This window comes from Flavonifractor sp. An9 (assembly GCF_002161245.1).
Lineage (GTDB): Bacteria > Bacillota > Clostridia > Oscillospirales > Oscillospiraceae > Flavonifractor > Flavonifractor avicola.
Genome location: NZ_NFHC01000001.1, coordinates 41,607 through 62,039 on the forward strand (window position 1 = coordinate 41,607; position 20,433 = coordinate 62,039).

The window sequence follows — 20,433 nt, forward strand, 5'->3', positions numbered from 1 at the left end:
TCCCTGGAGCCCGCCCTGTGTAAGGAGGAACCCAACATGGCACCGACCCAAAACAACCGTATCGCCATGGTGTACTGCGCCGGCGGCAGCCGGGCCAAGCGCCGGGGAGAGGCGGACCTGTCCTACCTGGATTGCAGCATGGCAAAGCAGGCCTTTGCCGACGGAGTGCTGGAGTGCGCTCAGGGGTGCCTGGGCCTGGGCAGCTGCGTGGAGGCCTGCCGTCTGGACGCCATCCACATCGGTGTCCACGGCGCTGCCGTGGTGGACCGGGAGGCCTGCGTGGGCTGCGGCCTGTGCGTGGAGGCCTGCCCCCAGGGCCTGATCCGTCTGGTGGACGCGGACATCACCATCGTGCCCCGCTGCTCCAATCAGGATGCCGGCCCCGTGGCCCGGAATGCCTGCGACGTCAGCTGCATCACCTGCCGTATGTGCGAGCGCAACTGTCCGGCGGCCGCCATTACCATGGTGGACAACCACGCGGTCATCGATCCGGAGCGCTGCATCTCCTGCGGAATGTGCGCGGTAAAGTGCCCCCGGGGCGTGATTGTGGACGCTGACGGCGTCTTTACCGTGGCTGACTTTGCATAGGAAAGAGGGACCACAGATGAGCTATTCTTTTACCGTAAACGGCCTCCTCCGTACCACCGAGGAGGATAAGCCCCTGCTGCGCTATCTGCGCGACGATCTGCACCTCTATTCCGTCAAGGACGGGTGCAGCGAAGGCGCCTGCGGCACCTGTACCATCGTGGTGGACGGCAAGGCCGTCAAGTCCTGTGTCCTCACCACCAAGAAGGCGGTGGGTAAGACCATCCTTACCGTAGAGGGCCTGTCCCACGACGAGCAGGAGGCCTTTGTGTACGCCTTCGGCAAGGTGGGCGCCGTCCAGTGCGGCTTCTGTATCCCCGGCATGGTGATGGCGGGTAAGGCCCTCATCGACCAGAATCCCAACCCCTCTGAGACTGACATCAAGAAGGCCATCCGGGGCAACATCTGCCGGTGTACCGGCTACAAAAAGATCATTGAGGGCATTTCCCTCACCGCCGCCATCCTCCGGGGAGAGGAGAAGATCGACCCCGAGCTGGAGAAGGGCGACGTATACGGCGTGGGCGACCGGGCCTTCCGCACTGACGTGCGGGGCAAGGTGCTGGGCAGCGGCGCCTACTGTGACGACATCGAGATGGAGGGCATGGTTCACGCCTCCGCCGTCCGCTCCCAGTATCCCAGAGCAAAGGTGCTGGACATTGACGCCTCCAAGGCCCTGGAGCTGCCCGGCGTGCTGGCTGTCCTCACCGCTGAGGACGTGCCCAACAACAAGGTGGGCCACATCCAGCAGGACTGGGATGTGTTCATCGCCAAGGGCGATATCACCCGCTGTGTGGGCGACGCCATCTGCCTGGTGGTTGCTGAGAACGAGAAGGCGCTGGCCCAGGCCAAGAAGCTGGTGAAGATCAGCTACGAGCAGCTGGAGCCGGTGCGCTCCATCCAGGAGGCCATGGCCGAGAATGCGCCCAAGCTCCACCCCAACGGCAACCTGTGCCAGCAGCGCCATGTGACCCGGGGCGACGCCAAGACCGCTCTGGCCAACTCCAAGTATGTGGTGACCCAGAGCTACAAGACTCCCTTTACTGAGCACGCCTTCCTGGAGCCCGAGTGCGCCGTGGCCTTCCCCTACAAGGACGGCGTGAAGGTGTACACCTCCGACCAGGGTGTGTACGACACCCGGAAGGAGATCTCCATCATGCTGGGCTGGGAGCCCGACCGCATCGTGGTGGAGAACAAGTTCGTGGGCGGCGGCTTCGGCGGCAAGGAGGACGTGTCCGTGCAGCACCTGGCGGTGCTGGCGGCCCTGAAGGTCCAGAAGCCGGTGAAGTGTAAGCTCACCCGGCAGGAGTCCATCAACTTCCACCCCAAGCGCCACTACATGGAGGGTACCTTCACCCTGGGCTGCGATGAGAACGGCATCTTCACCGGTCTGGACTGCGAGATCTACTTCGATACCGGCGCCTATGCCTCCCTGTGCGGCCCCGTGCTGGAGCGTGCCTGCACCCACTCCGTGGGCCCCTACTGCTATCAGAATACCGACATCCGTGGCTTCGGCTACTACACCAACAATCCTCCCGCCGGTGCCTTCCGTGGCTTCGGCGTGTGCCAGAGCGAGTTTGCCCTGGAGTCCAACATCAACCTGCTGGCCGAGAAGGTGGGCATCTCTCCCTGGGAGATCCGCTACCGCAACGCCATTGAGCCCGGCAAGGTGCTGCCTAACGGCCAGATCGCCGACTGCTCCACCGCTCTGAAGGAGACCCTGCTGGCGGTCAAGGACGTGTACGAGGCCAACATGGACCACGCGGGCATCGCCTGCGCCATGAAGAACGCCGGCGTGGGCGTGGGCCTGCCCGACAAGGGCCGCTGCAAGCTGGTGGTGCGGGACGGTATGGTGGAACTGTACGCCGCCGCCTCCGACATCGGTCAGGGCTGCGCCACCGTATTCCTCCAGGTCCTCTCCCAGACCACCGGGCTGCCCCGGCTGCTGCTGCGGAACATGGGTGCCAACTCTGAAGTGGCTCCCGACTCCGGCACCACCTCCGGCTCCCGTCAGACCCTGATCACCGGCGAGGCCGTGCGTATGGCCGCCGTGGATCTGAAGAAGGATATGGATGAGGTAAACGGCGACCTGTCCAAGCTGGAGGGTAAGGAGTACTTTGCCGAGTTCTTCGATCCCACCGACAAGCTGGGCTCCGACAAGCCCAATCCCAAGAGCCATGTGGCCTACGGCTTTGCCACCCATGTGGTCATCCTGGACGACGAGGGCCAGGTCAAGGAAGTCTACGCAGCTCACGACTCCGGCAAGGTGGTCAACCCCACCTCCATCCAGGGTCAGATTGAAGGCGGCGTGCTCATGGGTCTGGGCTACGCCCTCACCGAGGACTTCCCCCTGAAGGACTGTGTGCCCCAGGCCAAGTACGGTACTCTGGGCCTGATGCGGTCCAACCAGATCCCCGATATCCACGCCATCTATGTGGAGAAGGACGAGCTGCTGCCCTTCGCCTACGGCGCCAAGGGCATCGGTGAGATCGCCACCATCCCCACTGCACCGGCTGTCCAGGGCGCCTATTACGCCAAGGATCACATCCTGCGTACCAGCCTGCCCATGGAAAAGACCTACTACAAAAAGTAAGCAACGCTCATACCCAGTTACCCAGTCACGGAGGCCGCCCAAAGACCTTCCAGGGGGCCTCAGATCAGCGGTGGAAAAACCACCGCTCTGAGGCCTCCTTTTTTGCTCTGACCGGGAAGAGGGGAGGGGGGAAAACCCACTGAAACCAGAGGGTTTGAGACGTCACCAAAAAAATTTTTAGTATCTCAATATTTTTTTCTGATTTCCTCTTGACAACTGGAAAACAAGTGGTATGATGGTCTCAGAAAACAAAAGAAAGTTTGCGAGTGCGCAAAGAAAATTTGGAGGCGAGTGTTCGATGAAAGACCAGCTCAAATGGGTCCTCAATAAAATGCCGAAGAGCGACGACAAGCAGCTGGACGTCATGTCCCTGTCCAACGTGGCCAAGGCCCGCTTCTTCCACAGCTCCTTCCCCCAGTACTCCATCACCCCCCTGGCTCAGCTGGAGGGCATGGCCAAGTACCTGGGCCTGGGCGGCGTGTATGTGAAGGATGAGTCCTACCGCTTCGGCCTCAACGCCTTTAAGGTGCTGGGCGGCTCCTTCGCCATGGCTAAGTACATTGCCAAGGAGATGGGCCGGGACGTTTCCGAGATGACCTACGACTACCTGACCAGCGAGGCCTTCCGCAAGGAGTTCGGCCAGGCCACCTTCTTCACCGCCACCGACGGCAACCACGGCCGCGGCGTGGCCTGGGCTGCCAACAAGCTGGGCCAGAAGGCTGTGGTACATATGCCCAAGGGCAGCGCCAAGTCCCGCTTTGACAACATCGCCAAGGAGGGCGCCAAGGTCACCATCGAGGAAGTCAACTACGACGACTGCGTGCGTATGGCCGCCGCCGAGGCTGAGCAGACCGAGCATGGCGTCATCGTACAGGACACCGCTTGGGACGGCTACGAGGAGATCCCCTCCTGGATCATGCAGGGCTACGGCACCATGGCCAACGAGGCTGCTGATCAGCTCCGTCAGTGCGGCGTGAACCGCCCCACCCACGTGTTCGTGCAGGCTGGCGTGGGCTCTCTGGCCGGCGCTGTGGTGGGTTACTTCACCAACCTGTTCCCCAACGATCCTCCCAAGTTCGTGGTGATGGAAGCCCGCGCTGCTGACTGCCTCTATCAGGGTGCTCTGGCCAACGACGGCAAGCCCCGCATCGTCACCGGCGACCTCCAGACCATCATGGCCGGTCTGGCCTGCGGCGAGCCCAACACCATCTCCTGGGACATCCTCCGCAACCATGTTTCCGCCTTCATTTCCTGCCCCGACTGGGTGAGCGCCAAGGGTATGCGTATGCTGGGCGTGCCTGTCAAGGGCGATCCCACTGTGATCTCCGGCGAGTCCGGTGCCGTGGGTATGGGCGTGCTGGACGCCATCATGTGCGACGACACTTACAAGGAGCTGCGTGACGCTCTGGAGCTCAACCGCTTCAGCCAGGTGCTCATGTTCTCCACCGAGGGCAACACCGATCCCCTGAAGTTCCGTCGGGTGATCTGGGACGGCGAGTATCCCACCGTCGACACCCCCCAGAAGCCTTACTAAGTTTGTGCTGACCGGGAAATGTCCCGATGAAACCGTGAAATAAATTGAAAATGGAGGTCATTACCATGGATTTTGAGAAGATCAAAGCTGCTGCCGAAGGTTATAAGGCCGACATGACCCGCTTCCTGCGGGACATGATCCGCATCCCCAGCGAGAGCTGCGAGGAGAAGGGCGTTTGCGAGTGCATCAAGGCCGAGATGGAGAAGCTGGGCTTTGACAAGGCCGAGTTCGACGGCCTGGGCAACGTGATCGGCTGGATGGGCGAGGGCGACAAGATCATCGCCATCGACTCCCACATCGACACCGTGGGCATCGGCAATATCAACAACTGGACCCACGACCCCTACGAGGGCTATGAGGACGACGAGGTCATCTACGGCCGCGGCGGTTCCGACCAGGAGGGCGGCATGGCTTCCGCCGTGTACGGCGCCAAGATCATGAAGGATCTGGGCCTGATCCCCGCCGGCTACAAGATCATGGTCGTCGGCTCCGTGCAGGAAGAGGACTGCGACGGTATGTGCTGGCAGTACATCGTCAACAAGTTCTTCCCCGCCAACGGCATCAAGAAGGAGCAGGTTGAGTTCGTCATCTCCACCGAGCCCACCGACGGCGGCATCTACCGTGGTCACCGCGGCCGTATGGAGATCCGCGTGGACGTGAAGGGCGTTTCCTGCCACGGCTCCGCTCCCGAGCGCGGCGACAACGCCATCTACAAGATGGCTGACATTCTCCAGGACGTGCGCGCCCTCAACGAGAACGACGATGCCGACTCCACCGAGATCAAGGGCCTCGTGAAGATGCTCAACCCCAAGTACAACCCCGAGCACTACGAGGATGCCCGCTTCCTGGGCCGCGGCACCTGCACCACCTCCCAGATCTTCTACACCTCTCCCAGCCGCTGCGCTGTGGCTGACTCCTGCTCCATCTCCATCGACCGCCGCATGACCGCCGGCGAGACCTGGGATTCCTGCCTGGATGAGATCCGCAACCTGCCCAGCGTGAAGAAGTACGGCGACGACGTGAAGGTCTCCATGTATATGTATGACCGTCCCTCCTGGACCGGCGAGGTGTACGAGACCGAGGCTTACTTCCCCACCTGGATCAACAAGGAGAACGCCGCTCACGTTCAGGCTCTGGCCGACGCTCACCACGCCCTGTTCGGCGAGGAGCGCATCGGGCCCGACGGCGCCATGCACCTGCGTCACCGTCCTCTGATCGACAAGTGGACCTTCTCCACCAACGGCGTTGCCATCCAGGGCCGCTACGGCATCCCCTGCGTGGGCTTCGGCCCCGGTGCTGAGTCTCAGGCTCACGCCCCCAACGAGATCACCTGGAAGCAGGACCTGGTTTCCTGCGCCGCCCTGTACGCTGCCGTGCCCGGCCTGTACAAGGAGGAGAACAAGACCGCTGACGTGACCCAGTTCCGCGCCGGCAAGACCAACAACGACATTAAGTAAGAAGCGCTGACATAGGCCATATGGGGCGGCGCAAGCCGCCCCTGCGGATATGAAACCCGTATCCATCCACCAACCGACTAAATATTGAAAAGGAGATCGATTGCAATGGACAAGACTCTGCAGATGTATATCGACAAGCTGAATGCCCTGAACTTCAAGGAGATGTACGAGGGCGATTTCTTCCTGACCTGGGACAAGACCGACGACGAGATCGAGGCCGTCTTCACCGTGGCCGACGCTCTGCGCTATATGCGTGAGAACAACATCTCCACCAAGATCTTCGAGTCCGGCCTGGGCATCTCCCTGTTCCGCGACAACTCCACCCGCACCCGTTTCTCCTTCGCTTCCGCTTGTAACCTGCTGGGCCTGGAGGTTCAGGACCTGGACGAGGGCAAGAGCCAGATCGCTCACGGCGAGACCGTCCGCGAGACCGCTAACATGATCTCCTTCATGGCCGACGTCATCGGCATCCGCGACGATATGTATATCGGCAAGGGCCACACCTATCAGAAGGAAGTGGTTGAGGCCGTGACCCAGGGCCACAAGGACGGCGTTCTGGAGCAGAAGCCCACCCTGGTCAACCTGCAGTGCGACATCGACCACCCCACCCAGGCTATGGCCGATATGCTGCACATCATCCATCACTTCGGCGGCGTTGAGAACCTGAAGGGCAAGAAGATCGCCATGACCTGGGCTTACAGCCCCTCTTACGGCAAGCCCCTCTCCGTGCCCCAGGGCATCATCGGCCTGATGAGCCGCTTCGGTATGGACGTCGTCCTGGCTCACCCCGAGGGATACGAGGTTATGCCCGAGGTCGAGGAGGTCGCCAAGAAGAACGCCGAGAAGTCCGGCGGTACCTTCACCAAGACCAACAGCATGGCTGAGGCCTTCAAGGATGCCGACATCGTGTATCCCAAGAGTTGGGCTCCCTTCGCCGCCATGGAGAAGCGCACCAACCTGTACGCCGAGGGCGACAGCGAGGGCATCAAGGCTCTGGAGAAGGAGCTGCTGGCTCAGAACGCCAACCACAAGGATTGGTGCTGCACCGAGGAGCTGATGAAGACCACCAAGGACGGCAAGGCTCTGTATATGCACTGCCTGCCCGCCGACATCAACGACGTGTCCTGCAAGGACGGCGAGGTCGAGGCTTCCGTGTTCGATCGCTATCGTGATCCTCTGTACAAGGAGGCTTCCTACAAGCCCTACATCATCGCCGCTATGATCTTCCTGGCTAAGGTTAAGGATCCCCAGGCCACGCTGAAGGCCCTGGAGGAGCGCGGCATCGCCCGTTGGTTCCAGAAGTAAGATTCTGATCCATATCTGACTTCCATTTTTCCTTCCCCTTCCTTTTAAAGGCCCGTCCGCATAGGTCAACCTGCCTGTATCTGTGCGGACGGGCCCCACTATTTTACGAATATTGAGGTGTTTAACATGGGCAAGCGTATTGTGATTGCCCTGGGCGGCAGTTTTCCCAGAGCAGCACGCTGCCCTGGGAACCCCTCAAGATTTGAACTTGCTTGGCGGAAATGAATTCCGCCTGCGCCAAGGTTTTGCCAGGGGCAAAACGCTTGTGCGCGCGAAAGGCGCGGTGAGCATTGCCGCCGCCCGGACTCTAGCAAAATTATTGAGTATGAGGTGTTTATTATGGGCAAGCGTATTGTGATTGCTCTGGGCGGCAATGCTCTGGGCAACAATCTTCCTGAGCAGATGATCGCCGTGAAGCAGACCGCCAAGGCCATCGTGGACCTGATCCAGGAGGGCCATGAGGTCATCATTGCCCACGGCAACGGTCCCCAGGTTGGCATGATCCAGAAGGCCATGACCGAGCTGACCCGGTCCGACCCCGAGAAGTATATCCCCTGCCCCCTGTCCGTGTGCGTGGCCATGAGCCAGGGCTACATCGGCTACGATCTGCAGAACGCTCTGCGTGAGGAGCTGCTGGACCGCGGCATCAACAAGGGCGTGGCTACCGTGCTGACCCAGGTTGAGGTGGACCCCGAGGACAAGGCTTTCCAGAATCCCACCAAGCCCATCGGCGCCTTCATGACCAAGGAAGAGGCCGACAAGATGGTGGCCGAGCGCGGCTACAACGTCATTGAGGACGCCGGCCGCGGCTATCGCCGTGTGGTGGCTTCTCCCAAGCCCCAGTCCATCATTGAGATCCAGTCCATCCGTGACATGGTGGCTGCCGGCCTGGTGGTGGTGGCCTGCGGCGGCGGCGGTATCCCCGTCTACAAGACCGAGGGTCATCACCTGAAGGGCGCTGCTGCCGTTATCGACAAGGACTTCGCCTCCTGCGTGCTGGCTCAGCAGGTGGAGGCCGACACCCTTATCATCCTCACCGCTGTGGAGAAGGTGGCCATCAACTTCGGCAAGCCCAACGAGCAGTGGCTGGACTCTCTGACCCCCGACGAGGCCCGCAAGTACATCGCTGAGGGTCACTTCGCTCCCGGTTCCATGCTGCCCAAGGTGCAGGCTGCCGTGGAGTTTGCCGAGAGCGCTCCCGGCCGCTCCGCCCTCATCACCCTGCTGGAGAAGGCCAAGGACGGCGTGGCCGGCAAGACTGGTACCGCTATCCATCAGTAATCCAAGCAAACTCCAAACGAACAAAGCAAAACGGCCCGCTCCGGAAGGCTCCGGGGCGGGCACGTTTATGGCATAAAAAATCCCCTGCCGGTTCTCCGGCAGGGGATTTGTCTTAGTTGTTGGGAATGGGAAGGATCACAGTGAAGGTGGAACCTTTGCCTACCTGGCTCTCCAGGCTGACGGTGCCGCCGTAAAGTTGCGTGATGTGCTTGACGATGGCCAACCCCAGGCCGGTACCGCCGTTCTTGCGGGCCCGGCCTTTTTCCACCCGGTAGAACCGCTCGAACACCCGGCTCTGATCTTCCTCGGGGATACCGATGCCATGGTCCTCCACCGAGATCACAGCCTTGCCGTCCTGTACATGGATACGGGTGGTCACCATACCGCCGTTTTCGCTGTACTTGATGCCGTTGCCCATCAGATTGAAGAGCAGCTCCTTCAGCCGGCTCATGGGGACGCCTACGGTGACGCTCTCGCCCTCCACGGCCAGGGTCACGCCGGCGGCCTTGGCGGAGGGCTCCAGCAGGGAGGCGGTTTCTCGGGCCGCGTCCAGCACAGCGGAGCGCTCCTCGGTCTGGTCGATGGCCACCGATTCCAACTCGGACAGCTTGAGAATGTCGTTGATGAGATCGATGAGCCGGTCCACCTCCACACCGATCATGGTGATAAACCGCTTTTGATCGGCGGGAGAGGTCACCATGCCGCTGGACAGCATATCGGTAAAGCCCTTGATGCTGGTCAGGGGGGTTTTCAGTTCATGGGATACATTGGCGGTAAATTCGCTGCGGATACCCTCAGCCTTCTTCAGCTCGGTGACGTCGGACACCAGAATGGAAGTACCCACCGGCTGGCCCTCATACTGCCGGCCGGAGACGGGGGAGACAAACAGCCGCAGGGAGCGGGCATCCTCGGTGAGAGCATCCACATCCAGCATGATGGAGGAATGCTTCTCCTGGCAGTCATGGATGGCCTCACGGAGCCGGCGGCTGCGGGTGAGCAGCAGAGCGCCGTCCTCCTGCTCTCCTCCCTCAGGGAAGCCGAACAGAATACGGGCGGCCCGGTTGATGGCCAGAACTTTACCCTCCTCATCCAGCAGGATCAGGCCCTCGTCCATGCAGTCCAAGATCAGGCTGACCTTGTCCCGCTCGGCGGTAATGGACTGAATGTAGCCGCCCAGCTGATCCATCAGCTTGTCAATGTAGCGCAGGATGGGACGCAGCTCGTCATCGGCCTGAAGATCCTCCAGTCCGGGTGTCTTTTTGCCGTCCAATACGCCCTGGAGAGCGCCGCCTACCGAGTTGAGAGGGGTTATGATACGGTTGGCGGTGCGGTGGGACAGCAGGAAGGCCAGCAGCAGGGCGGCAATGGAGGCGATCAGGAAACCCCAGACGCCGCTCATCACCAGAGAGTTGATGGAGGACAGGGGCATGGCGGCCCGGCCGATCATGCCGTCGGCAAAGCGCTTGGCAACATAGAACATGGAGGTTCCAAGGGTATCAGAATGGCGTGCCGCCTCGCCCCAGCCGGAGCGCTCGGCGTCAATCACCTCGGGACGGCTGTTGTGATCCTCCAGCTGGGAGGCGTCCGCGTCGGTATCCGCCAACACGGTGCCGTCGGTGTCGATGATGGTGAGACGCTTGTCGGGGGCGGCGGCATGGAACTGCTCCATCAAAGCCTCCGGCTCGGTGATGGCGCTCTGGGCGTCCATCAGCTCCAGCAGCTCCTGCAAGGTGGAGCGGGCGGCGTCCATCTCCCGGCTGCGGAACATCAGGATCCCCACAACATTGGAGATCAGCAGGGCGAACACCACGGTGAGCAGTGTTGCGCCGATGATTCGTTTCTTCATAATAGGCTCCTCTCGCAGATAATGGGAAAACGGGCGGATGGAGGCCGCCCGTGGTGCGACGGCAGCCGCCCGGCAGGGAGACGGGCCGTCAGGACATTTTATAGCCCACGCCACGGACCGTGGTAATCACGTCCTCGCCCAGCTTCTGCCGCAGGGCCTTGACGTGCATATCCACAGTACGGGTCTCGCCGGTATAGTCGTAATCCCAAACCGTCTGGAGGATCTCGTCCCGGGTGAGGGCCACGCCCCGGCGGGCACACAGCAGCTTGAGCAGCTCAAACTCCTTGAAGGTAAGCTCTACCAGCTTGCCGCCCTTGCGGACTTCCCGGGCGGCGGGATCGATCTCCAGATCCCCGCAGGTCAGCACCTGGTCGCCCCGGCGCTCGGTGCGGCGAAGCACCGCCTTCACCCGGGCCTGGAGCTCCATGATGCCGAAGGGCTTGACCACATAGTCGTCGGCGCCGTTTTCCAGACCGGATACCCGGTCCATCTCGGCGCTGCGGGCGGTGAGCATGATGACCGGCACCTCAGCGGTGTTCCGGCCCTCCCGCAGGCGGCGGAGGATCTCCAGACCATCCATGCCGGGGAGCATGATGTCCAGAATAAACAGCACGGGAAGGCTGTGGGCCGTCTCGCCCTCGAACATGGCCTCGCCGGATTCATAGGGGCGAACGGTATAGCCCACGGATTGAAAATAGTACCGGAGCATCTCCCGGATGCTCTCGTCGTCCTCCACCACTACGATGGCTCTGGACATGGGATCACCTTCCATTTCGTATTGGGGGCTCAGGCCTGGAGCTGGATCTCTCCGGTGACACAGAAAATAGCCCACTGGGCGATGTTTACCGCGTGGTCCGCGATGCGCTCCAGATACTTGGCGATGATAATCAGGTCGATGGCCTGGTCAGCCGTCTCCCGGTTCTCCAGGATGAGCTCCACCAGCTCGCTCTTGATGGTACGGAAGAGCTGGTCGATCTCGTCGTCCAGGCTGACCACGGCATTGGCCGCATCGGTATCCCGGTTAACGTAGGCGAAAATGGCCCGCTTCACCATGACGCCGGCCTTCTGGCTCATGGTGCGGATGTCCGCCAGAGTCTGGGTCTGCTGCTGTTCCTTCAGAAGCAGGGAGATCTCAGCGATGTTGGAGCACTGGTCGCCGATGCGCTGCAGGTCGGTGACCATCTTCAGGGCGGCGGAGATGGTGCGCAGGTCCCGGGCCACGGGCTGCTGCTGGAGGAGGAGACGCAGGCAGCGGTTTTCGATATCCCGCTCCATCTCGTCCATGTGCTTGGTCATTTCCACCGCGGATTTGGCGGCGGCATCGTCGCTGGAGGCCAGAGACTCCACCACCACGTCGATAGCGTCCTCAGCGGCGGCCGCCATGTCGATCATTTCATAATTGAGCTCCTGGAGCTCGGCGTCAAAGGTTTTTCTCATGAGAGCCTCCTGTTAACCGAAGCGGCCGGTGATGTAGTCCTCGGTGCGCTTATCCTTGGGCACGGAGAAGAGCTGGGTGGTATCCCCAAACTCGATGAGCTGGCCCAGCAGGAAGAAGGCGCATTTGTCGGACACACGGGTGGCCTGCTGCATATTGTGGGTGACGATGACAATGGTGTAATCTTTCTTCAGATCGGCGATCAGGTCCTCGATCTTGGAGGTGGAGATGGGGTCCAGAGCGGAGGTGGCCTCGTCCATCAGCAGAATGTCGGGCTCCACGGCCAGAGCGCGAGCGATGCAGATACGCTGCTGCTGGCCGCCGGACAGGCCCAGGGCCGACTTTTTCAGGCGGTCCTTCACCTCGTCCCAGATGGCGGCGCCCTGGAGGGACTTTTCCACGATGTCGTCCAGACGGCTCTTGTTCTTGATGCCGTGGGTACGGGGACCGTAGGCGATGTTGTCGTAGATGGACATGGGGAAGGGGTTGGGCTTCTGGAACACCATGCCGATCTGCTTGCGCAGCCAGGTTACGTCCACCTTAGAGTCATAGATCTCCTGACCCCGGTACTGGATGGAGCCGGTGATCTTGATGCCGGGGACCAGATCATTCATCCGGTCCAGGGTTTTCAGGAAGGTGGACTTGCCGCAGCCGGAGGGACCGATGAGGGCGGTGACCTGCTTTTCGGGAATATCCACGCTGACATCCTTCAGGGCCTGGGTCTGGCCGTACCAGAGGTCCAGCCCCTTTACAGACAGAATCGTATTTTCATCCATGGTTGGAACTCCTTATTTCTTCTTTAATTTCTTGCCCACCAGCTTGGCGGTCAAGTTGATGACCAGGGTGAGCAGCATCAGGATGGCGGCGATGGCAAAGGCCACGTCAAACTCGGCCCGCTCCTTGGCATACACATACAGAGCCACGGTGAGGGAAGCACCGGAGGAGTGGATAAACTGGTCAAAGGAGCCGAAGAAGTCGTTGAGCGCCATGCCCATACCGGCGGTAAAGAGCAGGGCGGCGGACTCGCCCACAATGCGGCCGATGGACAGGATGCAGCCGGTGACGATGCCGTCCACCGAGGAGGGAAGCACCACCGTGCGGATCATCCGCCACTTGCCGGCGCCCAGGCCCAGAGCGGCCTCCCGGTAGGACTGGGGAACGGTCTTGAGGGCCTCCTGGGTGGTGCGGACGATGGTGGGCAGGGTCATGATGACCAGGGTGAGGGAGCCAGCCAGCAGGGAGGCCTTCAGGCCCAGAAACTGACAGAAGAACAGCATACCCACCAGACCGAAAATAATGGAGGGGATGCCGGTGAGAGTCTCGGTGGCAAACTCCAGAATGCTTACCAGCCGCCGGTTGCGGGCGTACTCGGTGAGGTAGATGGCGGCGCCCACGCCCAGAGGCAGGATAAAGATCAGGGTGACCACCACAATATAGACCGTGTTGAGGATGTTGGGCAGGATACCGATGGTGTCCTTGATATAGCTGGTTTCGGAGGTCAGGAACTCCCAGGAGATGTGGGGCAGACCATTGATGAAGATATAGCCGATGACGAACACCAGCAGCGCGCAGGTCAGGATCGCGCAGAAGTAAAGCAGGAAGCGGAGGATACGGTCATAGGCCTTCCGCTTTCCGGAGAGAGGTTTCATTTCGATCACAGTATATCACCCCTTCTTCCGTTTGAGAAGCGTGTTGAGGATCACATTGATGAGCATGATAAAGAGGAAGAGCACCAGAGCGATGGAAAACAGGGCCTGACGCTGGAGGCCGGAGGCGTAGGACATCTCGCTGGCCACGGCGGTGGTGAGGAAGCGGACGGAAGAGAAGAGGGAGGGCATATTGGCCACGTTGCCGGCCACCATGATGACGGCCATGGCCTCGCCGATGGCACGGCCGATGCCCAGCACAATGGAAGCGGCGATACCGCTGGAGGCGGCGGGAACGCTTACCCGGAAGACCGTCTCAATGTGGGTGGCGCCCAGGGCCAGGGAGGCCTCCTCATACTCCTTGGGGACCGCCTTCAGGGCGGTCTCGGACACGGAGATGATGGAGGGCAGGATCATGACGGCCAGCACGATGATGGCGCAGAACAGGCTGGCGCCGTCAGGCAGGTTGAACAGTTCCCGGACGGCGGGAACCAGCACCATCATGCCGATGAGACCGTAGACTACCGAGGGAATGCCTGCCAGCAGGTCCACGGCGGTGCGCACGGCGGAGGCGACTCTGGGCGGGGCGATCTTGGCCAGGAATACCGCCGTCATAAAGCCCACCGGAACGCCCAGCACAATGGCGCCGGCGGTGCCGTAGATGGAGGTCAGAATAAAAGGAAGGATACCGAAGGAAGGCTCTGCTGCGGTGGAGGCCCACTTGGTCCCGAACAGAAATTCCACCAGCCCGATCTCCTTGATGGCGGGCAGGCCGGAGATGATCAGGTAGATGCTGATGAACAGGACGAAGACGACCGCAATGAAACCGCAGAGGAAGAACAGCAGATTCATGGTCACTTCCAACGGTCGGAGCTTTTGTTTCATGGTTGATGACCGGCCTTTCGTAAAAAGTTGAAATCATGGAGATTGCCCCCTCGTGACCGAGGGGGCAATCAAAACGGCGGATGGATTTACTCGGCCACAGGCACCGCGCCGGCGCCGGCGATCAGATCGGCGGCATCAGCGGAGGTAGCCCAGTCGATGAAGGCCTGAGCCGCGTCGGAGAGCTCGGCGCTGTCGCTGACGATGAAGTTGAAGTTACGCTGAATGGCGTAGGTGCCGTCCAGAACGGTCTCCTCGGTGGGAGCCACACCGCCCACGGTGATGGCCTTCACGGTGTCATCCACAGCGGACAGGGAGGCGTAGCCGATGGCGTTGGGGTTGGAAGCCACATTGGCGATCACTTCGCCGGTGGAGGTCAGTTCGTTCTGGTACTTGCAGGCGTCCTCAGTGCCGGTGATGGACTCGAAGCCGTCGCGGGTGCCGGAACCGGCCTCACGGCCGATGAACACGACCTGAGCGTCGTTACCGCCAACCTCGGACCAGTTGGTGATCTCGCCGGTGGCCAGCTGAGCGATCTGCTCAACGCTCAGGTCAGCCACGGGGTTCTCGGGGTTGATGATGATGGCGATGCCGTCCTTAGCCACGGTGATGGCCTTGACGCCGGTCTCGTCGTCCTTCAGGTCGCGGCTGGCCAGACCGATGTCGGCGGTGCCGTCCTGAGCGGAGGTGATGCCGGCGCCGGAGCCGGAACCGGTGTACTGAACCTGGATGCCGGGCTGGACCTCACGGAAGGCCTCGGTTAGGGAGCCCATCACACTCTCCATAGAAGTGGAGCCGTTGGTAACTACGGTGCCGGACAGCTCGGTGTTGTTGCCGGGAGTCTCAGACTCGGTTGCAGCGGGGCTGTTGGAATTGCCGGCGGGGGTGTTGGCGCTGCCGGTATCGCCGCCGCCGCAGCCGGCCAGCATACCCACGCACAGAGCGGCGGAAAGCATCAGCGCAAGAGTTCTCTTTTTCATGGTGTTCAATCTCCAATCATGCAATGTATTCTTGGTGTCTCGGAACAAGCTACAGTATAACGACCGATTGTAAAGTTGTCCTTCAACGAATTGTAAAGAATGAGTAAAGCCGCTCTCTCCCAGTCGTTTCCGGACTTTACATTGTAGGATGTCCCATTTTACAAAAGGAATACCGGCCAATTTGGAGCAGTGGGCAGAAAAAGACAAAACGTGGAAAAATGAACGGGGCAAGGTATTGTATTCTTTCGGGAGGAAAGATATAATAATGATTACTGAATCAGCTTATTCTGTGTCCGGCGGGCGACCCAGAACGGACGTAAGCAGATTATAAGATAAAAGGAGATACAGAGATGTCTAACATTTGGCATGATATCAGCCCAAGCCGTATCCAGCCTGAGGACTTTGTGGCGGTCATTGAGATTCCCAAGGGCAGCAAGAAGAAGTATGAGCTGGATAAGGAGACCGGCCTCATTATTCTGGACCGGGTGCTCCACACCTCTACCCACTATCCCGCCAACTACGGGTTCATTCCCCGGACCTACGGCGATGACGGCGACCCCCTGGACGTGCTGGTGCTCTGCTCCGAGGCCATGGACCCCCTGACTCTGGTGCGCTGCTATCCGGTGGGTTTCATCTCCATGCTGGACGGCGGCAAGAACGACGAAAAGATCATCGCCATCCCCTTCTCCGATCCTACCTATAATACCTATCAGGACCTGATGGATCTGCCCGGCCACATCTTTGATGAGATGGCTCACTTCTTCACGGTCTATAAGGCTCTGGAGGGCAAGGAGGCTGTGGCCGGTGACGTGAACGACCGGCAGGCCGCCATTCAGGTCATCCAGCGGGCCATGGATCACTATGCCGAGTGCTTCCTGGGCGGAGCCGCCCCCCGGGTGGATCACCGGGCTTCGGACCGATAACACCGTTAAGGAAAACTTAATGGATTCTTTTCCCCCATTTCTTTGATTCTGTGTTAAAATGAATCCGTTATATGCCTGGACTGGGCATATGGCCGCATCCAATCGCTGCGATCATTCCAATGAGAGAGGACGGATACCATGGGTCATCCATTTGACTGCCTGGTCATCGGCGCCGGTATGGCGGGTGCCATCTGCGCCCGGGAGCTGGCCGAGCGGGGCGGGAAAAAGGTGCTGGTGCTGGAGCGCCGGGACCATGTGGGCGGCAACGCCTACGACTGCTTTGACCAGGCCGGTGTGCTCATCCACCGGTACGGTCCCCATATCTTTCACACCAACGATAAGCGGGTCTTTGACTACCTGTCCCGCTTCACCCCCTGGCTGAATTATCAGCATCAGGTGGTGGCCAATATTCCGGCGGAAGACGGCCGGATGGAAATGCCGGTGCCCTTCAATCTGGTGTCCATGCGGGCGGCCTTCGGACCGGAGAAGGCCGACAGCCTGGCCAAGCGGCTCATCGCTGCCTACGGCGCGGAGAAGAAGGTCACCATTCTGGAGCTGCGGCAGAATCCCGATCCAGAGATCGCCGCTCTGGCTGATTATGTGTATGAGCACGTCTTTGTCCACTACACCATGAAGCAGTGGGGACAGCGCCCGGAGGACATCGATCCCAACACCACCGCCCGGGTGCCGGTGTTCCTGTCCGAGGACTGCCGCTACTTCCAGGACACTCATCAGGGGATGCCCAAGGAGGGCTATACCCCCATGTTCGAGCGGATGCTGGACCATCCGGACATCACCGTGGAGCTGAATGTTGACGCCGGGGAACGCCTGACCCTGGCCGACGGAGCGGTGCTGTTGGACGGGGAGCCCTTCGATGGTACGATAATCTATACCGGCGCGGCGGACGAGCTGTTCGGCTGCAAGTACGGCCGGCTGCCCTACCGCACCCTGACCTTCCAGTTTGAGACCTACCCGGTGGATTACTGGCAGAGCCACGGCACGGTGAACTACACCGTGGACCAGGACTATACCCGTATCACCGAGTTCAAGTATCTCACCGGCCAGGATCTGCCCGGAGTGACCACCATTATGAAGGAGTACTCCAGCGTTTACACCGGGGCGGAGGGAGAGATTCCCTACTACGCCATTATCAATGAGACCAACAACGCCCTCTACGCCAAGTACAAGGCGGAGGCCGACCGCTTCCACCGGTTCCACCTGCTGGGCCGGCTGGCGGAATACAAGTATTACAACATGGACGCCATCGCCGCCCGGGCTCTGGCGCTGTGTGATGATCTGTTGAAGTGAGGAAAGGTACATATGTCAAAGCTCATTACTTTCGCGGTGCCCTGTTACAACTCCGCGGCCTACATGGAGCACTGTGTGGAGACCCTGCTTACCGGCGGGGAGGACGTTGAGATTATCCTGGTGGACGACGGCTCCACCAAGGACGATACCCCCGCCATCTGCGACCGCTACGCTGCCCAGTATCCCAACATCGTCAAGGCCATCCACCAGGAGAACGGCGGCCACGGTGAGGGCGTCAACCAGGGCATCCGAAACGCCACCGGTTTTTATTTCAAGGTGGTGGATTCCGACGACTGGTTGGATGAGGCCGCCCTCCAGAAGGCTCTGGAGAAACTGCGGAAGTTTGCCAAAATGGAGAAGCCGGTGGATATGTTCGTGGCCAACTACGTCTACGAGCACGTGGAGGACAACACCCAGAAGGTGGTCCGGTACACCAATGTGTTCCCCCAGAACAAGATCTTTTCCTGGAGCAAGGTGGGCCGGTTCCGCCCCTCCCAGTTCCTGCTGATGCACAGCGTGATCTACCGCACCCAGCTGTTGCGGGACTGCGGCCTGGAGCTGCCTAAGCACACCTTCTATGTGGACAACATCTTTGTCTACCAGCCTCTGCCCTATGTGAAGCGGATCTATTACATGGACATTGATCTGTACCGCTACTTCATCGGCCGGGCTGACCAGAGCGTCAACGAGCAGGTGATGGTGGGCCGGGTGGACCAGCAGTTGCGGGTCAACAAGATCATGATCGATAGTCACGATCTCCGCAAACTCCACGCTCAGCAGCCCCGACTGGCCCGGTATATGAGCAGCTACCTGTCCATGATGATGACCATCTCCTCCATCTTCCTCATTCTGGACGGCTCTCCTGAGGCCCTGGGCAAAAAGACCGAGCTGTGGGAGTACCTGCGGCATAAGGATGTGGGGCTCTACCACAAGTATAAGTACCGCTCCCTCTCCTTTGTAGGCAATATCCCCGGCTATCAGGGCCGGAAACTATCGGTGAAGCTGTACCGGCTGGCCCGCAAGATCTATAAGTTCAACTGAGCATAAAAGGAAAATGTGTCTTCCTTATAATAAGGGAAAACAATATGTTCAGACGGAAGCGTCTGAATATCGGGAAATGTTAATATCATAAGAAAAAGAGTGCTGATATGGAATATCAGCACTCTTTTTTCCATCCATAATATGATGATTCCCATCGTCAATTATGATTTGCTTGCTTGAAAATCTACTGATATTCGCATACAATATACTTGAAAAAACGTATGTGCTCCCAATTTTTTACTAGGAGTGCCCTCTTGCCGTGATTACAGCATAGACACAGCAGATTTTCTTGAAAGGCGGTACGGAAGTGAACGGGTATCTTTCCATTAAAGAAGCTTCCTGTAAATGGAGCATATCCGAACGGCGGGTCAATCAATATTGTGCGGAAGGCCGTATTCCCGGTGCGGAACGATTTGGCGGATCTTGGGCGATCCCGGAAGACGCTGAAAAACCAGGTGATCCCCGTAAACAAAAGAAACTGTCCCAAGCAGTACCCCAAACACAGCGGCCCCAAGAACTCTTTCCTGGTTTTATGCCTCTGATGAACACAGCCTTTCAGCCGGGTCATTGCCTGGAAACCATCAATCAAATGAAAGCAGGACCCCAAAAGGACATTGCCCTGGCAGAGTACCACTATTTCAGCGGACAGGCGGAAAAAGCCATGCAGGAGACCGAACCCTACCTCAATGCGGAGGATGGGGCGACCAAGTTGTCTGCCTGCTGGATTTTTGCCTATGCCTGCCTGTCCATGGGGCGGATCGATCATGCCCGATACGCTCTGAATGAAATCAAAAGCACCCTGGCTGCCGGAGGAGAAAATGCCCCGCCCATCCGCGCCATGGAAGTCTTTGTGGCCTTTGCGGCGGCGGTGCTGCTGCATCTGCCTTTGCCGGCGGAAATGCCGCCCACGAAGGAATTCCTGCCGCTGCTGCCTCCCGGTCTGCGGGCATTTGCGCTGTATGTGCAGGCCCACTATCTCTATTTAAAAGAGGAATACGCATGCAGCGCCGGGGTGGTGGAAGCCACCCTTGCCATGGGAGCCAGTGCCTACCCCATCTCCGCCATTTATCTCCATCTGGTGGCGGTGATGGACTACATGAGCATGAAACAGCCGGATCGTGCCCAGACACATCTTCTGGCGGCGTGGGAGATTGCACGCCCGGATGATCTCATAGAGGGCTTCGGCGAGCACCACGGGCTTTTGGGCGCGATGCTGGAGGCGACCATCAAACCAAACTGGCCGGAAGACTTCAAGCGGATTATTGACATAACCTATCGGTTCTCTTCCGGCTGGCGTAGAGTTCATAACCCCATCACCGGCCATGATGTGGCGGACGATCTGACCACCACGGAGTTTGCCATGGCAATGCTGGCCGCCCGCAGCTGGACCAACCAGGAAATTGCGGACTATCTGAATATTTCGGTCAATACGGTCAAGCGCCACATTTCCGAGGCGATGAAAAAGCTCAACGTGGAGAATCGAAAAGACTTGAAGCAGTATATGCTTCGGTAAAAAAGCAACAAGAGGTATGCCCATATGCCTCACCCATTTTAGGGGTCAAAATGGGTAATGGTAACCCCGGATTCTTTTCGCTATAATGTAAATACGCTATTTTACGA

General features: G+C 59.7%; 17 protein-coding genes. 10 read left to right on the forward strand and 7 right to left on the reverse strand.

Translation table 11 applies throughout. From position 1 onward, the window contains the following. Positions 1–36 precede the first annotated feature (36 nt). The 6 genes from B5G40_RS00275 (at position 37) to arcC (ending at position 8,752) form a co-directional block, all read left to right on the forward strand. The gene (locus B5G40_RS00275) at positions 37–588 is read left to right on the forward strand and encodes a 4Fe-4S binding protein (RefSeq protein ID WP_087398550.1); all 552 of its coding nucleotides are present in this window, start codon (positions 37–39) and stop codon (positions 586–588) included. Between the two features lie 16 nt (positions 589–604). Then, on the forward strand, positions 605–3,175 hold the full coding sequence (xdh, locus tag B5G40_RS00280) for a selenium-dependent xanthine dehydrogenase (RefSeq protein WP_087398388.1): 2,571 nt from the start codon (positions 605–607) through the stop codon (positions 3,173–3,175). A gap of 298 nt (positions 3,176–3,473) precedes the next feature. After that, a complete protein-coding gene (gene dpaL / locus B5G40_RS00285; protein ID WP_087269129.1) occupies positions 3,474–4,709 on the forward strand; it encodes a diaminopropionate ammonia-lyase in 1,236 nt (411 codons plus the stop codon). A gap of 65 nt (positions 4,710–4,774) precedes the next feature. Further along, the gene (locus B5G40_RS00290; protein WP_087328920.1) at positions 4,775–6,166 is read left to right on the forward strand and encodes a YgeY family selenium metabolism-linked hydrolase; all 1,392 of its coding nucleotides are present in this window, start codon (positions 4,775–4,777) and stop codon (positions 6,164–6,166) included. Between the two features lie 105 nt (positions 6,167–6,271). Continuing rightward, on the forward strand, positions 6,272–7,471 hold the full coding sequence (gene ygeW / locus B5G40_RS00295; RefSeq protein WP_087328922.1) for a knotted carbamoyltransferase YgeW: 1,200 nt from the start codon (positions 6,272–6,274) through the stop codon (positions 7,469–7,471). A gap of 339 nt (positions 7,472–7,810) precedes the next feature. Next, entirely contained in the window at positions 7,811–8,752 is a 942-nt protein-coding gene (gene arcC, locus B5G40_RS00300) for a carbamate kinase (RefSeq protein WP_087328924.1), read from the forward strand. 112 nt (positions 8,753–8,864) lie between these two features. On the opposite strand, the gene B5G40_RS00305 is transcribed toward arcC, so the two are convergent. The 7 genes from B5G40_RS00305 to B5G40_RS00335 all read right to left on the reverse strand — a co-directional run bounded on the left by B5G40_RS00305 (position 8,865) and on the right by B5G40_RS00335 (position 15,541). Next, on the reverse strand, positions 8,865–10,598 hold the full coding sequence (locus B5G40_RS00305; protein ID WP_087398389.1) for a sensor histidine kinase: 1,734 nt from the start codon (positions 10,596–10,598) through the stop codon (positions 8,865–8,867). Positions 10,599–10,686: 88 nt separating this feature from the next. Next, complete coding sequence (locus B5G40_RS00310) at positions 10,687–11,355, reverse strand: response regulator transcription factor (protein WP_087398390.1); 669 nt, start codon at positions 11,353–11,355, stop codon at positions 10,687–10,689. Between the two features lie 29 nt (positions 11,356–11,384). Continuing rightward, entirely contained in the window at positions 11,385–12,035 is a 651-nt protein-coding gene (gene phoU / locus B5G40_RS00315; protein ID WP_087398391.1) for a phosphate signaling complex protein PhoU, read from the reverse strand. A gap of 12 nt (positions 12,036–12,047) precedes the next feature. Next, complete coding sequence (pstB, locus tag B5G40_RS00320) at positions 12,048–12,809, reverse strand: phosphate ABC transporter ATP-binding protein PstB (protein WP_087187821.1); 762 nt, start codon at positions 12,807–12,809, stop codon at positions 12,048–12,050. 12 nt (positions 12,810–12,821) lie between these two features. After that, positions 12,822–13,688 carry a phosphate ABC transporter permease PstA gene (gene pstA, locus B5G40_RS00325; protein WP_087398551.1) on the reverse strand — a complete coding sequence of 289 codons (867 nt, stop codon included), beginning with the start codon at positions 13,686–13,688 and terminating at the stop codon, positions 12,822–12,824. Between the two features lie 9 nt (positions 13,689–13,697). Next, on the reverse strand, positions 13,698–14,564 hold the full coding sequence (pstC, locus tag B5G40_RS00330) for a phosphate ABC transporter permease subunit PstC (RefSeq protein WP_087187822.1): 867 nt from the start codon (positions 14,562–14,564) through the stop codon (positions 13,698–13,700). An 86-nt stretch (positions 14,565–14,650) separates the two neighbouring features. Beyond that, complete coding sequence (locus tag B5G40_RS00335) at positions 14,651–15,541, reverse strand: phosphate ABC transporter substrate-binding protein (protein ID WP_087398392.1); 891 nt, start codon at positions 15,539–15,541, stop codon at positions 14,651–14,653. Between the two features lie 350 nt (positions 15,542–15,891). Here B5G40_RS00335 and B5G40_RS00340 point away from each other — a divergent pair, with 350 nt between their 5' ends. From B5G40_RS00340 to B5G40_RS17515, 4 genes are all read left to right on the forward strand, one after another. Next, positions 15,892–16,464: an inorganic diphosphatase gene (locus B5G40_RS00340; RefSeq protein WP_087398393.1), complete on the forward strand. Its 573-nt coding sequence runs from the start codon at positions 15,892–15,894 to the stop codon at positions 16,462–16,464. A gap of 138 nt (positions 16,465–16,602) precedes the next feature. Then, entirely contained in the window at positions 16,603–17,772 is a 1,170-nt protein-coding gene (gene glf / locus B5G40_RS00345) for a UDP-galactopyranose mutase (protein ID WP_087398394.1), read from the forward strand. A 12-nt stretch (positions 17,773–17,784) separates the two neighbouring features. After that, on the forward strand, positions 17,785–18,813 hold the full coding sequence (locus tag B5G40_RS00350) for a glycosyltransferase family 2 protein (protein WP_087187826.1): 1,029 nt from the start codon (positions 17,785–17,787) through the stop codon (positions 18,811–18,813). 307 nt (positions 18,814–19,120) lie between these two features. After that, positions 19,121–20,326: a LuxR C-terminal-related transcriptional regulator gene (locus B5G40_RS17515; protein ID WP_087398395.1), complete on the forward strand. Its 1,206-nt coding sequence runs from the start codon at positions 19,121–19,123 to the stop codon at positions 20,324–20,326. Positions 20,327–20,433 lie beyond the last annotated feature (107 nt).

Bases quoted from the DNA above. Each gene is read 5' to 3' on its own strand.
- B5G40_RS00275 (WP_087398550.1), top strand. From the start codon at position 37: ATGGCACCGACCCAAAACAACCGTATCGCCATGGTGTACTGCGCCGGC.
- xdh (WP_087398388.1), top strand. From the start codon at position 605: ATGAGCTATTCTTTTACCGTAAACGGCCTCCTCCGTACCACCGAGGAG.
- dpaL (WP_087269129.1), top strand. From the start codon at position 3,474: ATGAAAGACCAGCTCAAATGGGTCCTCAATAAAATGCCGAAGAGCGAC.
- B5G40_RS00290 (WP_087328920.1), top strand. From the start codon at position 4,775: ATGGATTTTGAGAAGATCAAAGCTGCTGCCGAAGGTTATAAGGCCGAC.
- ygeW (WP_087328922.1), top strand. From the start codon at position 6,272: ATGGACAAGACTCTGCAGATGTATATCGACAAGCTGAATGCCCTGAAC.
- arcC (WP_087328924.1), top strand. From the start codon at position 7,811: ATGGGCAAGCGTATTGTGATTGCTCTGGGCGGCAATGCTCTGGGCAAC.
- B5G40_RS00305 (WP_087398389.1), bottom strand. From the start codon at position 10,598: ATGAAGAAACGAATCATCGGCGCAACACTGCTCACCGTGGTGTTCGCC.
- B5G40_RS00310 (WP_087398390.1), bottom strand. From the start codon at position 11,355: ATGTCCAGAGCCATCGTAGTGGTGGAGGACGACGAGAGCATCCGGGAG.
- phoU (WP_087398391.1), bottom strand. From the start codon at position 12,035: ATGAGAAAAACCTTTGACGCCGAGCTCCAGGAGCTCAATTATGAAATG.
- pstB (WP_087187821.1), bottom strand. From the start codon at position 12,809: ATGGATGAAAATACGATTCTGTCTGTAAAGGGGCTGGACCTCTGGTAC.
- pstC (WP_087187822.1), bottom strand. From the start codon at position 14,564: ATGAAACAAAAGCTCCGACCGTTGGAAGTGACCATGAATCTGCTGTTC.
- B5G40_RS00335 (WP_087398392.1), bottom strand. From the start codon at position 15,541: ATGAAAAAGAGAACTCTTGCGCTGATGCTTTCCGCCGCTCTGTGCGTG.
- B5G40_RS00340 (WP_087398393.1), top strand. From the start codon at position 15,892: ATGTCTAACATTTGGCATGATATCAGCCCAAGCCGTATCCAGCCTGAG.
- glf (WP_087398394.1), top strand. From the start codon at position 16,603: ATGGGTCATCCATTTGACTGCCTGGTCATCGGCGCCGGTATGGCGGGT.
- B5G40_RS00350 (WP_087187826.1), top strand. From the start codon at position 17,785: ATGTCAAAGCTCATTACTTTCGCGGTGCCCTGTTACAACTCCGCGGCC.